The sequence below is a fragment of the Shinella sp. S4-D37 genome (genome assembly GCF_040812195.1).
In the GTDB taxonomy this organism is placed as follows: domain Bacteria; phylum Pseudomonadota; class Alphaproteobacteria; order Rhizobiales; family Rhizobiaceae; genus Shinella.
The window spans coordinates 1,552,272-1,567,229 of the sequence record NZ_JBFNXL010000005.1 but is presented as its reverse complement, the minus strand read 5'-3'; the positions used below and the strand labels follow the sequence as shown (position 1 = coordinate 1,567,229).

The 14,958-nt window shown below is 66.2% G+C and carries 13 protein-coding genes; 5 read left to right on the top strand and 8 right to left on the bottom strand.

What is annotated here, in order from left to right:
- Positions 1 to 110: 110 nt before the first annotated feature.
- Together AB3G45_RS15010 and AB3G45_RS15005 are read right to left on the bottom strand one after the other, a co-directional pair.
- Positions 111 to 1,622 (bottom strand): GGDEF domain-containing protein, encoded by a 1,512-nt coding sequence (locus AB3G45_RS15010; RefSeq protein WP_367831330.1) that lies wholly within the window; start codon positions 1,620 to 1,622, stop codon positions 111 to 113.
- A gap of 135 nt (positions 1,623 to 1,757) precedes the next feature.
- A complete protein-coding gene (locus tag AB3G45_RS15005) occupies positions 1,758 to 3,452 on the bottom strand; it encodes an NAD+ synthase (protein ID WP_367831329.1) in 1,695 nt (564 codons plus the stop codon).
- Between the two features lie 317 nt (positions 3,453 to 3,769).
- Between AB3G45_RS15005 and AB3G45_RS15000 the strand changes: the two genes are divergently transcribed.
- The 3 genes from AB3G45_RS15000 to AB3G45_RS14990 all read left to right on the top strand — a co-directional run bounded on the left by AB3G45_RS15000 (position 3,770) and on the right by AB3G45_RS14990 (position 8,042).
- Positions 3,770 to 5,674, top strand: coding sequence for an LTA synthase family protein (locus AB3G45_RS15000; RefSeq protein ID WP_367833587.1), 1,905 nt, complete (start codon positions 3,770 to 3,772; stop codon positions 5,672 to 5,674).
- A gap of 221 nt (positions 5,675 to 5,895) precedes the next feature.
- Positions 5,896 to 6,318, top strand: a complete 423-nt coding sequence (locus AB3G45_RS14995; protein ID WP_367831328.1) for a TadE/TadG family type IV pilus assembly protein — start codon at positions 5,896 to 5,898, stop codon at positions 6,316 to 6,318.
- Between the two features lie 2 nt (positions 6,319 to 6,320).
- Positions 6,321 to 8,042, top strand: coding sequence for a pilus assembly protein TadG-related protein (locus AB3G45_RS14990; protein ID WP_367831327.1), 1,722 nt, complete (start codon positions 6,321 to 6,323; stop codon positions 8,040 to 8,042).
- 27 nt (positions 8,043 to 8,069) lie between these two features.
- Here AB3G45_RS14990 and AB3G45_RS14985 read toward each other — a convergent pair whose 3' ends face one another.
- From AB3G45_RS14985 to AB3G45_RS14975, 3 genes are all read right to left on the bottom strand, one after another.
- Entirely contained in the window at positions 8,070 to 8,465 is a 396-nt protein-coding gene (locus tag AB3G45_RS14985; RefSeq protein WP_367831326.1) for a GFA family protein, read from the bottom strand.
- A gap of 125 nt (positions 8,466 to 8,590) precedes the next feature.
- On the bottom strand, positions 8,591 to 9,964 hold the full coding sequence (locus tag AB3G45_RS14980) for a class II 3-deoxy-7-phosphoheptulonate synthase (RefSeq protein ID WP_367831325.1): 1,374 nt from the start codon (positions 9,962 to 9,964) through the stop codon (positions 8,591 to 8,593).
- Positions 9,965 to 10,146: 182 nt separating this feature from the next.
- Positions 10,147 to 10,377 (bottom strand): hypothetical protein, encoded by a 231-nt coding sequence (locus tag AB3G45_RS14975; RefSeq protein ID WP_367831324.1) that lies wholly within the window; start codon positions 10,375 to 10,377, stop codon positions 10,147 to 10,149.
- Between the two features lie 143 nt (positions 10,378 to 10,520).
- Here AB3G45_RS14975 and AB3G45_RS14970 point away from each other — a divergent pair, with 143 nt between their 5' ends.
- Positions 10,521 to 11,423: a LysR family transcriptional regulator gene (locus AB3G45_RS14970; protein ID WP_367831323.1), complete on the top strand. Its 903-nt coding sequence runs from the start codon at positions 10,521 to 10,523 to the stop codon at positions 11,421 to 11,423.
- Here the strand turns inward: AB3G45_RS14970 and gor are convergent.
- Positions 11,401 to 12,789: a glutathione-disulfide reductase gene (gene gor / locus AB3G45_RS14965; protein ID WP_367831322.1), complete on the bottom strand. Its 1,389-nt coding sequence runs from the start codon at positions 12,787 to 12,789 to the stop codon at positions 11,401 to 11,403. The genes AB3G45_RS14970 and gor overlap by 23 nt on opposite strands.
- Positions 12,790 to 13,060: 271 nt before the next feature.
- Here gor and AB3G45_RS14960 point away from each other — a divergent pair, with 271 nt between their 5' ends.
- Positions 13,061 to 13,396, top strand: coding sequence for a hypothetical protein (locus AB3G45_RS14960; RefSeq protein ID WP_367831321.1), 336 nt, complete (start codon positions 13,061 to 13,063; stop codon positions 13,394 to 13,396).
- 41 nt (positions 13,397 to 13,437) lie between these two features.
- Here the strand turns inward: AB3G45_RS14960 and AB3G45_RS14955 are convergent, their stop codons facing one another.
- A complete protein-coding gene (locus AB3G45_RS14955; protein WP_367831320.1) occupies positions 13,438 to 14,304 on the bottom strand; it encodes a hypothetical protein in 867 nt (288 codons plus the stop codon).
- 99 nt (positions 14,305 to 14,403) lie between these two features.
- Positions 14,404 to 14,949, bottom strand: a complete 546-nt coding sequence (locus AB3G45_RS14950) for a DUF2059 domain-containing protein (protein ID WP_367831319.1) — start codon at positions 14,947 to 14,949, stop codon at positions 14,404 to 14,406.
- Positions 14,950 to 14,958: the final 9 nt, after the last annotated feature.

Sequence of the window (14,958 nt, the reverse complement as noted above, 5' to 3'; positions counted from 1 at the left end):
ACCGGCCGACGCGTCCTGCGGACCGCCCGTCGGCACCTTACGCATGTCCGCGAAGCAAAGCCTCTATCCGGCCGTCTTACAACTCATTTCTGGAGAGGGACGCCCGTGGCTCACGCCGCGCGCGCCGCACCGGCCGCGGCGACCGCCGCGCTGTCGATGTCGCCGGCATGGGCCGCCCGGTTGCGGCCGGCATTCTTCGCGGCATAGAGCGCCGCGTCCGCCATCACCATCACGTCGTGCAGGCTGCCGCCATGGTCCGGGAACTGGGCGATGCCCGCGCTGCCGCCGATCACCAGAAGCTGCCCGTCATGGGCGATCGGCATGCGCGCATCCCGCACGAGGCCCTCGGCGAGGTCGAGCAGCTCCTGCCGGCTGAAGGCGCCGGTGAGCAGCACGGAAAACTCGTCGCCGCCAAGCCGCGCGACCGAGCCGAGCGTGCCGATGCGGTCGGAAAAGCGCCGGGCGACGGCCTGCAGCACCGCGTCGCCCGCGGCATGCCCGTGCCGGTCGTTGACGGCCTTGAACCGGTCTAGGTCGAGCGCGAGGATGGCGAAGGGCTGGTTCTCGCCCTTGCGGATAGCGCGGCGCACCTCCTCGTCGAAGCCGCTGCGGTTCCTCAGGCTCGTCAGGGGATCGTGCCGCGCGAGGAAGGCATTCTGCGCCTCGCTGCGCTGCAGCGCCTTGACCAGCGCGGAAAACCGCATCGTGACGAAGAGCATGACGCCGGCGAAGACGAGTACGAATATCGCGATCTGCGGCAGCGCCGATTCCCAGACGAAGGCGCCCGGCATGTTCGGCCGCCAGGAGGCGACCATCGGATTGTAGGTGTCGGCGCCGACCGGCGTCATCACGAGGCCCGGTTCCTGCGTCACGATGGGCGAGAAGCCGAGATCGTGCACGCCGAGGCGCTCTTCGGTGTTGGCCAGCATCTTCTGCGAGACGGGCTTGACGGTGATCAGCAGCGTCGGCTGCAGCCGGCTTGCGGGAATGTAGAGCGATTTCGGAATGACCGCCTGCACGACCACGATGCTCATGACGCTATCGATGAGACGCATGCCGGAGACGTGGATCTCCGGCAGCGACGGCGTCAGGAGGTCGGGATCCTCCCAGGCGCGCTCGACCTGCCAGCCGCCGGGGCCGGGCGTCAGCGCGCCCCGGTAGGCCCGCTCGGCCTTGAGCGTGAGGTCGCTCACCCAATGCAGTTTTTCGCGCGCCTTGCGTTCGGAGACCTTTTCGCCGCGGTGGACGCCGAGCACCTTCTCGCCGCCCGGCGTGGTGAAGATCATCCAGGAAAAGCCGAAATCGGACCACATCCAGTCACGGATCTGGTCCCTGACGAAGACATCGCCCGGCATGCCGGCCTTCAGCTCCTCGAAGGTCTTGTCCCAGAAGGACATCTGGCTCTGGTACTGCACCACCTGGTCGATCTGGTGGCTGAACTCGTTGCGCACCAGCGTGCGCTCGGTCTGGGCGACGAAGCTGTCGGCCCGCTCGATCGCATGGTCGAGCACGAGATAATTGGCGACGCCGAACAGCAGGACGATCATCGCCGCCGCCGCCCGTATCGCCAAACCAACCCCACGTCGCCGCCTCGCGCGGCCAGCCTGCGTCTTGTCCGTCATCCGTTTCCCTGCCCGCTGCCCCCCGCCGGTTTCCCCGGCATTGTTGAACGAAGGCTAGCGGACAGACGGCAAAAATCGCTTAAACGGCCTGGTGAGCGAATGCTTAATTTCATCCGCCCCCGCTTCCCGGCGGCCCTAGCTGCGGTCGCGATAGCGGTTGGTGATCGGATAGCGCCGGTCGCGGCCGAAATTCTTGCGGGTGATCTTGACGCCCGGCGCGGACTGGCGGCGCTTGTATTCGGCGATGTAGAGCAGGTGCTCGATGCGGTGCACGGTCGCCGCGTCATGCCCGCGCGCGACGATCTCCTCGGTGCTCATCTCCAGTTCCACCAGGCATTCGAGGATATCGTCGAGCACCGGATAGGGCGGCAGCGAATCCTGGTCGGTCTGGTTGGGGCGCAGTTCGGCGGAGGGCGCCTTGTCGATGATGTTCTGCGGGATCACCTCGCCCGTCGGCCCGAGCGCCCCCGGCGGCACATGCCCGTTGCGCCAGCGCGAGATCGCGTAGACCTGCATCTTGTAGAGGTCCTTGATCGGGTTGAAGCCGCCGTTCATGTCGCCATAGAGCGTCGCATAGCCGACCGACATTTCCGACTTGTTGCCGGTGGTCACGACCATCGAGCCGAACTTGTTGGAGACCGCCATGAGGATGGTGCCGCGCGCGCGGCTCTGCAGGTTCTCCTCGGTGATGCCCTCCTCCGTGCCCTCGAAAAGTTCCGAGAGGGAGGCGAGGAAGCCGGTCACCGGCGGCTCGATCGGCGCGATGTCGTAGCGGCAGCCGAGCAGCCGGGCGCAATCGGCCGCATCCTTCAGCGAATCCTTCGAGGTGTAGCGGTAAGGCATCATGATGCAGCGCACCCGCTCCTCGCCGAGCGCGTCGACGGCGATCGCCGCGCAGATCGCCGAATCGATGCCGCCCGACAGGCCGAGCACGACATTCTTGAAACCGTTCTTGTTGACGTAGTCGCGGAAGCCGAGGAGGCAGGCACGGTAGTCCGCCTCCTCCCTCTCGGGAATGCGCGACGCCGGCCCGCCGTCGCAGACCCAGCCGTCGGCGCGCTTCTTCCAGGTGGTCAGCGCGATCGTCTCCTCGAACTGGCTCATCTGGAAGGCGAGCGACTTGTCCGCATTGAAGGCGAAGCTGGCGCCGTCGAAGACCAGCTCGTCCTGGCCGCCGAGCTGGTTGGCGTAGATGAGCGGCAGGCCGGTCTCGATGACCTGCTTCAGCGCGACCTGGTGGCGGATATCGACCTTGCCGCGATAATAGGGCGAACCGTTCGGCGACAGCAGGATTTCCGCGCCGCTCTCGGCCAGCGTCTCGCACACGCCGAGATCGCCCCAGATATCCTCGCAGATCGGAATGCCGAGGCGCACGCCGCGGAAATTGACGGGACCGGGCATCGCGCCCTGGTCGAAGACGCGCTTTTCGTCGAATTCACCGTAGTTCGGCAGGTCCACCTTGTCGCGCACGGCGATCACCTTGCCGCCGTCGAGGACGGCGACCGCGTTGTAGCGCCCCGTCTCGTCCTGCCTCGGAAAGCCGATGACGACGCCGGGACCGCCCCTGGCGGTGTCGGCGGCAAGATCGTCGACGGCGCGCCGGCAGGCCTTCAGGAAAGCCGGCTTCAGCACGAGATCTTCCGGCGGATAGCCGGAGATGAAGAGTTCGGTCAGCAGAAGCAGGTCCGCCCCCTGCCGGGCGGCATCCTCGCGGGCGGCGCGGGCCTTGGCGAGATTGCCGGCGATGTCGCCGACGGTCGGGTTCAATTGCGCAACCGCGATGCGCAGCGTCGCCCTGCCCTGATCTGTCATGTCTCGATCGGAAGTCATGTCTGCGGACCCATCTCCTCTGGTGTCCGAGCCTGCGGCCGCGCGTCGCTGTCGCACTCTCGAACAGTCGACAAGCTCTTTAGAGCATGACGGACGGTTTGGGAATGAAGCGCCGCGCCTTTGCCGGCGCTTTCGGCGCAAGCCCCCGGTTTTCAAAGGGTTCCCGGCACGACGGCGCCCGGCGAAGGGGGAACCAAAGCGGGGGACGAACGTTCTCGAAACCATTCATCTTCTGTTCAAGATGACATCCGTATGACAGATACACGAAACTTTCATGAAATCTGGAGACGGCCTTGGCCCTGTTCACCTCCGCAGCCGTGGCAATCGATGCAACCGAAGAACGCGCCGTCTCGGCGGGCTTCCTCGCACGCCACGCCAAGGCGCTTGCCGTCCTGCGTTCGCTGGCCGTTTCCGCCCTTCTCGCGTTCCTCACCGTCCTCGTCGTCGAATGGATCACCCGCGGCTCGCTCGCCCAGGTGCGCAACTATTTCACCAATCTGCAACAGCCCGCCTGGTCCACGACGGGCGTCTTCTTCGTGCTGTACCTCGCCGTGGACGCGCTGATCGGCCGCCAGCACAAGGCCGTCCTGCTCGTCTCGCCGCTCGTCGTGCTGATGGGCATCATCTCCCAGCAGAAGCAGGTGTTCCTCACCGATCCGCTCTATCCGACGGACCTGCTCTTCGGCCGCCAGATCCTGGAGCTCATGCCGGTGCTCGTGCAGGACCGGCCGTGGACGGCCGCCCTCCTCGCCGTCGCCGTCCTCGCCTCGGTCGTCGGCCTCGTCAGCCTCTGGGTCTTCGCCTGGCGCCGCTTCCGGCCGCTGACGGGGAAGGAGCGCCTGACGCGGCTTGCCGTCGCGCTGCCGCTTCTGGCCGGCTTCGTCTCCATCATGGACTACAACGAGTTCTCCTGGATGCGCGACCGGCTGAAGGTCTTCCCGATCATGTGGGACCAGGCGGAGAACTATCGCCACAACGGCTTCGTCATGGCGTTCGCCATCAACCTGCCGATGGCCAATGTGCAGGCCCCCGCCGGCTACATGACCGAGGCGATCGACAAGATCCCCTCGAAGCCCATGCCGGCCGGCACCACGCACCGCTCCAAGCCCGACGTCATCGTCGTGATGAGCGAATCGCTGTGGGATCCGACGCGCCTTGACAGCGTGAAGCTCTCGGCCGATCCGATGCCCGTCATCCGCGAAAACCAGGGCGGCAACGTCTTCTCGCCGGAATTCGGCGGCCTCACCGCCAATGTCGAGTTCGAGGCGCTGACGGGCTTCTCCAACGCCTTCCTGCCGACGGGCTCGATCCCCTACCAGCAATATGTTCGCAAGCCGATCCCGTCGCTCGCCACCTTCTTCCGCGCGGAAGGCTACACGGCGCGCGCCATCCATCCCTTCTCCGGCTGGTTCTGGAACCGCACCAGCGTCTACAAGGCCTTCGGCTTCGAGACCTTCAAGGACGTCGACAAGATGCCGCCGCTCGCAAAACGCGGCAACTTCACCTCGGACGAGGCGCTGACCCGCGAACTCATCCGCCAGGCCGACATGCAGGAAGACCCGTTCTTCTTCTTCACCGTCACGCTGCAGGGCCACGGCCCCTATGACGACGGCCGCTACGCCAAGACCGACATCGAGGTGGACGGCAGGCTCGACGCCCGCGAAAACCGCATGCTGGCAAGCTACGCCCAGGGCGTCAAGGAAGCCGACGGCAGCCTGAAGATGCTGATGGACTGGGCGAGCGCGCGCGACCGCGAGACGATCATCGTCGTCTTCGGCGACCACCTGCCGCCGCTCAACACGGTCTACAAGAATTCCGGCTACATGAAGAGCGTCACCGCCTCGCGCAAGGGTTCTGCCGAACAGATGAAGAGGGAGCACGAGACCCCGCTCGTCATCTGGTCGAACAAGACGGGTGCGCAGAAGGAGATCGGCACGATCAGCCCGGCCTTCCTCTCCTACCATGTCCTCAAGGAAGCCGGCTTCGAGCATCCCTACTACACCGGCTTCCTCGGCGCGGTGCACGACAGGCTGCGCGTCATCGACCGCTACATGCTGATCGACGCCAAGGGCAGCGCCACGGCCGGCTGGGCGCGCCAGAAGACGATCGACCCGCTGGTGCGCGATTTCCGCTTCCTGCAGCACGACATCATGTTCGGCAAGCAGTACGGCCTGGAGCGCTTCTTCAATTCCCACGCGGAACTGATGGCCGCAGGCTCCTGATTTTCCTCGCAACGCCGCTCCTGAGCCTTGCGGGACACCGCAACGGCCGGACGGCCTGCGCCGTCGCGGCCGAGGAAGACAATCGGCTGCAACCCTACATATATTAAATTGATATAATTCAATTAATAGGAGAAAATTAACCCGCGAGGCGCACCGTATGGATGCACCTCCGTGAGAGGCGCGAAGACCTTGTCAGCGGACAGTCCCAAGGAGGAGACGTCATGCGCACGCTGCCGAACCTGATAAAGGACCGAGCCGGAACGTCGGCTCTGGAATTCGCGATCATCGCCCCCCTGTTCTTCCTCATCCTCTTCACGCTGATCGCCTACGGCATCTATCTCAGCGTCACCCACGCGGTACAGCAGGTGGCGGCCGATGCCGCCCGCACCGCAGTCGCCGGCCTCAACCCGGCCGAACGCATCTTGCTGGTCAACCACTATCTCAACGCTTCGCATTTCGACTATGCCTTCCTCGACCGCGCCCGGATGCAGGTGGACGTCACCGACGACCCGTCCAACCCGGAGCAGTTCACCGTCAGGATCGTCTATGATTCCGGCGACCTGCCGATCTGGAACCTCTTCACCTTCGCCCTGCCGAGCCAGAGGATCGAGCGCTATTCCACCGTGCGCGTCGGAGGGCTGTGACGATGAGACGCCCCCGCGCCCTCCTTCCCGACCGCGCCGGCAATATCGGCACGCTCGCCGCCATCAGCCTGCCGCTGCTGATCTTCTCGCTCGCCCTCGGCGTCGACTACGGCTACCTCACCGTGCAGCAGCGCCAGTTGCAGGCCGCAGCCGACCTTGCCGCCATCGCCGCCGCCGCCGATATCGCCAGCGCGGAGAAATCCGCGGCCGGCTATTTCGCGCTCAACCACCTCCCCGTCGCGGTGACGGGCACGGACGGCACCACCATCCCGGCGGTCGTCACGGCGATCAATTCCAGGGCGACGCCGGCGACCGCGCTCGTCGAGCGCGGTCGCTACACCGCCGATCCGGACATTGCGCCGGAGGACCGCTTCAAGCCGGCAAGCGCCGATGCGGACGCCGCGCGCGTGACGCTGACCCGCGCCTCGGACCTCTTCGTCGCAACGCTCTTCACGCCCCATCCGCCGCTGCTGTCGGCGACCGGCGCGGCCGCCCGCTCCAAGACGGCGGCCTTTTCCATCGGCACGCGGCTTGCCAGCCTCAACGACGGCATCCTGAACGCCGTGCTCGGCAAAATGCTCGGCACCAACCTCTCCCTCAAGGTCATGGATTACCGGGCGCTGGTCGATACCGACATTTCCGTCCATCCCTTCCTGAAGGCGGTCGCGACGGACCTCGACCTGACCGCCGGCACCTATGAGGACGTGCTGGAGGCCGGCATCACCATGCCGCAGCTCCTCGCCTCCATGCGCGCCGTGGAGGGCCTGTCCGGGCCGGTGCGCTCGGCGCTGCGGCTCATCGAGCAGGCGACGGCCGGCAGCAGGGTGAAGCTTCCCCTCTCGCGCATCCTCAACCTCGATCCGAAGAAGGGTCTTGCGGTGGCGACGGGCGGCGACTGGAAAATGTCGATCAACGCCCTGCAGATGATCACATCGGCGGCCGCGCTCGCCAACGGCACGAACCAGGTGGCGCTCGACCTCGGCACGGCCGTGCCCGGCCTTGCCGCGGTCAGGGTGAACCTTGCGATCGGCGAGCCGCCGGTGGAAACGCCCGCGCACCGGCTCGGCGAACCGGGCAGCGCGGTGCGCAGCGCCCAGACGCGGCTTTCCGTCGAGGTGGGCATAGACGGCCTTGCCGCGCTCGCCGGCCTGCGCATCAAGCTGCCGCTCTATGTCGAGGTCGCGGCCTCGGAGGCCAAACTCAGCGATATCCGCTGCTTCGGCGGCACGCCGGCAAATGCCAATGTGGTGATCGATGCGGTGCCGGGCGTCGCCGAGGTGGCCATCGGCACGGTCGATCCGTCCGTGCTCTCGGATTTTTCCGACGAGGCGCGCGTCGTGAAGGCCCGAATCGTCGATTCGGCCCTCCTCGGCATCGAGGCGATCGCCCATGCCGAGGCGAAGAACCTCGGCAGGACCCGCCTCACCTACACGCCGACGGAGATCGCCAACGGGACGACGAAATCCGTCTCGACGCGGCATACCCTCACCTCTGCCGTGCGGACCCTGTTCGGCAATCTCGACCTCGACATCGACGTAAAGCTGCTCGGCCTGTCGATCGGCGTTCCGGGCATCGCGTCATCGCTCGGCAGCACGCTCGCCGCCGCGACACCGGCGGTCGACGACCTGCTCTACAACCTCCTGGTCGTCGCCGGCGTGCGCATCGGCGAGGCGGATATCCGCGTGACGGGCGTCTCCTGCCGGCGGCCGGCGCTGGTGCAGTAGAAGAGGTCCGGAAAGAAGCGGCGCGCCTCAATGGCCCTGCGCATATTGCGGCACGCCGTCCTCGATCTCGTAATAGTCGCCCTTGTCGGCACAGAAGATGTGCTTGCCGATGGCCAGCCCGGTCGGCTGGTCGAACGTGCCGGCCATGATCGAGGTATAGTCGGTATTGTCGCCCTTCCAGAACAGGGCCGAGCCGCAGGTGCGGCAAAAGCCCCGTCCCGCCGTGTCGCTCGCCCGATACCAGGTGACGTTCTCCCCGCCCTCGACCGCCAGCGCCTCGTCGCGCACGTTGGTCGCCGCGTAGAAATGCCCGGTCTGGCGCCGGCACTGGCTGCAATGGCAGGCGATCACCTCGCGCAGCGGCCCGCTGGTCCGAAAGCGCACCGCGCCGCACAGGCAGTGGCCGGTATGATCCTCACCCATAAACTCTCCCCCCAACGAAAAACCGGGCCAGCTTCGCCAGCCGGCCCGGTCCTGTCAATTTCACATTCCTGAATGCTTGCATCAGCTCCGCTAATCTACGGAGACGAAGCATGAACGGAAGGCGATCAGCCGTTCACAACCATGCGTTTTTCGTCGCGGCCGCCCTTCATGCGCTCGGCAAGAAGGAAGGCGAGCTCCAGCGCCTGGTCGGCATTGAGGCGCGGATCGCAATGCGTGTGGTAGCGGTCGGCGAGGTCGTCGCCCGACAGCGCCCGCGCACCGCCGGTGCATTCCGTCACGTCGTTGCCGGTCATCTCGATATGGATGCCGCCCGGATGCGTGCCTTCCGCGCGGTGGATCTGGAAGAAGCTTTCGACCTCCGACAGGATCCGCTCGAACGGACGGGTCTTGTAGTTGTTGAGCGTGATCGTGTTGCCGTGCATCGGATCGCAGGACCAGACGACCTTCTTGCCCTCGCGCTCGACGGCGCGGATGAGCTTGGGCAGGTTGTCGGCGACCTTGTCGTGGCCGAAGCGGCAGATCAGCGTCAGGCGGCCGGCCTCGTTGCCCGGGTTCAGGAGGTCGATCAGCTCCAGCAGGCCGTCGCCGGTCAGCGACGGGCCGCACTTGAGGCCGAGCGGGTTCTTGATGCCACGGCAATATTCGATATGCGCATGGTCGGCCTGGCGCGTGCGGTCGCCGATCCAGATCATGTGGCCCGAGGTGGCGTACCAGTCGCCCGAGGTCGAATCGACCCGGGTCAGCGCCTGCTCGTAGCCGAGCAGCAGCGCCTCATGGCTGGTGAAGAAATCGGTCTCGCGCAGGTTCGGGTTGGTTTCCGGCGTGATTCCGATGGCCTTCATGAAGTCCATCGTCTCGGAAATCCGGTCGGCGAGCTTGCGGTAGCGCTCGGCCTGTGGGCTGTCCTTGACGAAGCCGAGCATCCACTGGTGCACGTTGTCGAGATTGGCGTAGCCGCCCATCGCGAAGGCGCGCAGGAGGTTCAGCGTGGCGGCCGACTGGCGGTAGGCCATGATCTGGCGTTCCGGATTCGGCACGCGGGCCTCTTCCGTGAACTCGATGCCGTTGATGATGTCGCCGCGGTAGGAGGGCAGCGTCACCTCGCCCTGCTTCTCGATGCCCGAGGAGCGCGGCTTGGCGAACTGGCCGGCGATGCGGCCCACCTTCACGACGGGCTGCTGGGCGCCGAAGGTCAGCACCACGGCCATCTGGAGGAAGGCGCGGAAGAAGTCGCGGATCGTGTCCGCGCCGTGCTCGGCGAAACTCTCGGCGCAGTCGCCGCCCTGCAGCAGGAAGCCGTTGCCCTCCGCCACGCTTGCCAGCGAGGCCTTCAGGCGCCGGGCTTCGCCGGCGAAGACGAGCGGCGGAAACTTTGCGAGGCGCTCTTCGGTCGCCGCCAATGCGGCGAGATCGGGATAGTCCGGAACCTGCTGGATGGGCTTGTGCCGCCAGCTACTCGGGGTCCAATTCTCTGCCATGATACTCACCTGTCCTGATGCGCCCGCGAAACGCCGGGACGCCACGTCCGTTTGAAGATGCGGGCTTATAAACCGTTAGATGAGGCTTGCATAGCCGCAGTTCCAGCGGCAGGGCCGCATTTGCGGCGGTTGCGCCTTCGCTCCGGGACAGGCTGTAGAGCACCGGCGGCGACGGGTCTGGCCTAGAAACGACGCAGAATCGCACGCGTGCCGACGACCTGGTCCGGCAGGACCTGCCGCGTGCGCCTCGGCGCCGGCCGACCGCGACCGTTGAGGAGGCGCGAAAGGAGCGCACTCACCGCCTCCAGCCCCCGCCAGGTTTCCGCTTCCAACGGATCGGACAAGGGATCGGTCCGGCGCCTCCGCATATTCTTCTCCGCCCTGTCGAGGGCGATCATCCATTCCGGGCTCATGACGGCCTCCTGTTTCGATGTCCTTTTCGAGATAGCGACCGGACCCCGGCGGGCGTAGACGCGGAAATGAAACGCCCGTTTCACGGATGAGCGATGCGGGCCGGCGGCTTTTGCGCTAGAAGAAGGGGCAACAGGAGTGGTGCATGTCGGAAGTCGACTGGAGCGATCTGCAGCTTTTCTTCCACGTCGCGGCGGAGGGCGGGCTTGCCGGCGCCGCGGCGATCACGGGCGTCAGCGCGCCGACGATCGGCCGGCGCATGCTGGCGCTGGAGCGGGCCATGGGCCGCAACCTCTTCATCCGCAGCCAGCAGGGCTACCGGCTCGCCCCGGACGGCATGGTTTTGTTCGAGCATGTCCAGACGATCCGCCGCACGACCGCCGACATCACCCGCTGGCACGGCGACGCCTTCGCGCTGCCCATCGTTTCCATTACCGGCGATATCTGGCTGATGGGCTTCGTGGCGGAAAACAGCCGGGCGCTACGCGGCCCGACCGACAGCTTCCGCCTCTGCTGCAAGCACTTCCCGGCGGGAGAGGACCTGACCTATCGCCATGGCATGATCGGCCTCTTCCACGGCGCGCCGAAGACCGGCAATGTCGCCGTGCGCAGGTCGGTGACCGTCGCCTACGCGGTGTATCGCGCCGCCGACCTTGCCTTCGAAGCGGACCTGCCCTGGGTGTCGATCGGCACGGAAGTCGCCGTTTCCGATGCGGAGAAATGGGTCTTCCGCAACCACGAGCCGCAGATCCACACCTGGACGAACGCGCCGGCCGTGCTCGCCCGGCTGATCGCAAGCGGCGCGGGGCGCGGGGTGCTGCCGGCCTTCGTCGGCGATGCCATGCCGACGCTCGTGCGCGAGGGCGAGCCGATCGAGGCGCTCGCCCATCCGCTCTGGCTCGCCGTCAACGACGACGACCGCCACCGGCCGGAAATGCGACTCGCCCTCGATCGCCTTGCAAGCCTCTTCAAGCACCACGAAGACCGCTTCGCCGGCCGGCTGGCCCGCGGGAAAGAGCCATTCGTCAGACCCGCTGCCCGTTCCTGACCCGATAGCTCGGCTGGTACATGGTCACCAGTTCCTCGCTCGCCGTCGGATGCACCGCCATGGTGCGGTCGAAGTCGTCCTTGGTGACGCCCGCCTTCAGCGAGATGCCGAGGAGCTGCGCCATCTCGCCGGCCTCGTGGCCGAGGATATGGGCGCCCAGCACCTTGCGGTCGGCCGCGTTGACGACGAGCTTCATGATCGTCTTCTCCTGCCGGCCGGAAAGCGTCGCCTTCATCGGGCGGAATTCGGCGCGGTAGATCTCCAGGTCGTCGAACCTCTTCGCCGCCTCCTCCTCGCTCATGCCGACGGTGCCGATCTCCGGCTGGGAGAAGACCGCGGTGGCGATGAGGTCGTGGTCGGGCGAAACCGGGTTGCCGCGGAACTCCGTCTCGATGAAGCACATCGCCTCATGGATCGCGACGGGGGTGAGCTGCACGCGGTCCGTCACGTCGCCGAGTGCGAAAATGCCGGCGACGTTGGTGCGGGAATGGGCGTCGACGACGATCGCGCCCCGCTCGTCCGTCGCCACGCCTGCGGTCTCCAGGCCGAGGCTGCCGGTGTTCGGCACGCGGCCGAGCGCCAGCATCACCTGGTCGACGGCAAACGTCTCGCCGCCCTTGGTGGTGACCGACCGGCGCCCGCCCTCCGCTTCGGCGACGCTCGTGATGATGTCCTCGCAGATCACCCTTATGCCCTTGGCGATCATCGCCGCCTGCAGGCCGGCGCGCATGTCCTGGTCGAAGCGCGAGAGGATCTGCCTGCCCCGATAGATCAGCGTCGTCTCGACGCCGAGGCCATGGAAGATGTTGGCGAATTCGACGGCGATGTAGCCGCCGCCGGAGATGACGATGGATTTCGGCAGCTTCGGCAGGTCGAAGGCCTCGTTGGAGCTGATGCAGAGCTCGTGGCCGGGAAGGTCGGCATGCGGCGCCGGGTGGCCGCCGACGGCGATCAGGATGCGCTCGGCCGTCACCAGCTCGTCCGTCGCCGTCAGGCGCAGGGTGTTCGGCCCGACGAGCACGGCGCGGCTCGCAAGGATCGTCGCCCCGGCATTGTCGAGGCCCTTGCGGTAGAGGCCTTCCAGGCGGGTGATCTCCTTCTCCTTGGCGGCGACGAGCGCCTGCCAGTCGAAGCGCGTCTCGCCGACCTGCCAGCCGAAGCCGGCGGCGTCCTCGAAATGCTCGGGGAACTGCGAGGCATAGACATAGAGCTTCTTCGGCACGCAGCCGCGGATGACGCAGGTGCCGCCGAAGCGGAATTCCTCGGCGATGCCCACCTTCTTGCCCATGCTTGCGGCAAGGCGCGCGCTGCGCACGCCGCCGGAGCCTCCGCCGATGACGAAGAGGTCGTAGTCGAATGTCGGCATGGTGATCTCCTGCGGGCAAGCCTGGCCGGAAGGCCGTCTGACGGGACCGGCGCTCGCGAATCCGCCGCCGGGCGCTACACATATAGGAACAGTGCGGCCGAAAGGAAAAGACCACGTTGCCACAGCCCGGCGTGCAGGCAAATCTTCCCATTCACGTCTTCGCGAGATTCGCCCAAAAATGGGTAGGGCGGCGGCGGAAATTCCCGTTTACGTCCGCTCGCGCGCGCTCTAGGAATTGCACGCTCGATTGTGGGCTAACCGGATGACAAATATGCATAAATCAAAATATTTCATGAGCGCCGCCGCAGCACTCGTCATGCTTGCAGGCCCGGCCTGCGCAGAAGACCTCGTCTTCCAGCTCAAGAACGGCACCAAGTCGGTGCTCACCCATTTCTACTCGTCGCCGGTCGGCGTGGAAAAGTGGGAAGACGATGTCTTCGGCGACCAGGTTCTCAATCCGGGCGAGACGATCGAGATCACCATCGCCGACGGCCGCAGGGTCTGCGAATACGATATGCGTTTCGAGTTCACGGAGGATTCCGACCTCGACACGACCACCGACACGCAGAACCTCTGCGAACTCGGCGAATACACGATCGACGAATAAGATCGTACGGACCGCCGCACATTGCGGCGGTCCCACTCTTCTCAGGCCATGACAGAATCGCGCTCGACGGCCACCTGAAAGGCCTCGGAAATCGCCGAAAATTTGAGGGCCTGCCAACGCCGGTAGGCGAAAACGAGATCCGGCGACACCCAGCAATCGCCGCGATTGCCGGCAAGCGCCCAGCCGATCAGCCCTTCGTCCCGCGCCCTAGCCAGGATACGTGCCGTGTGGCTCTGCGAGATCAGGTAGCGCGCGGCAAGGCCGCTCGATGTCATCGGCCCGATCCAGACCCGCGTTTCCGGCAAGTGCCACGGCGCCCGTGCCGCGATATCGTGCAGGATGTTGCTGCCCGCTTCCGCCCGGGTGAACAGGCCGACGGCATTCGGCGGGCGACACCAGCCCTGAGCGGAAAGCAGCAGGCGCGCCATGTGTGTCTGCGCAAGAAGGATGAGGTCCGGCGCCACCCGCAGACGTTCCGCCCGCCCCGCGCCGTCCATGCGGTCGAGCGCTTCGAGATGGGTGCAGTACCAGCGGCGGATCAGGTCTTCCGTATGCGGCCGCGCAACGAAAACCCGTTGCCGGCGATCGGTATTCGCAAGCGGCTCGACGAGACCGTACTGCCGCATCTCGGCCAGGAAGGCGAGAACGGTGTTGCGGCTGGCGATCGGCGTATCGGCAAGGAAGCGCAGGAGGTTGCTGGGCGAAATCGGCGGGCGCGCCGGATCGAGGCGATGTTCGAAATGCAGCGCCAGCGTCGCCTGGCTGAGCAACCACTTCTGCAGGTCCGCCAGATAGCGCACCTCGCGGGGAATCTCGCGATGCGTGGCCAGGAGCTCGGCGGCGGAAAAGACGAGACAGTCCTGGAACCGACTGTCCGCAAGAAGGCGGTCAACGCTATAGACTATCATCTGGTCGGGGACGCGATCGACGGAAGATCGCTCTGGCAGCACGGGCGACAGGGCGGCACAACGGAAAAGGGCGGCTCGCGCCGCCCTTTCCTGATGCGATTACTGCTGCGCGGGCTGCGCTTCGCCGCCCTCGGCCGGCGTGGCGGCGCCGAGGATCGGGTTGAGCTTCTTGGCGCTTTCGGCGCGCAGGTCGCGGTCGACGCCGACGGCCCAGATCTCGGCGGCCTTCATGACTTCGCGCGTGGCGATCGGGCCGTCCGACAGCAGCTTCTTGCCGACGGGCGAATTGTAGAAGTCGGCGATCGCCTTCAATTCTTCCTGGGTGAAGGTCTTGGCGTAGATCGTCGCGGCTTCCTTCTCCAGGTCGGCGCGGCGCGGGGCGAGCGCCAGCGCCTGCTCGTCGACGGTGGCGTTGATCTCGGACTCGTGGTTGGGCGAGGCCTGGACGAGCGTCGCCTTGATGCGAACGGCAAGGCCCGGCAGGATGTTGTCGAAACCGTTCGTCGCGCCGATCGCGTCGATGGCGGCGCGGGCGGCCTTGACCTGTTCGTCGGTGACGTCCTGCGCCCTGGCGGCGCCGGCAAGCGCTGCCGAAACGATGAGGGTCGCCGCGAGGGTCCGGCCGAAACCAGCAAATTTGATCATGTCGGTCTG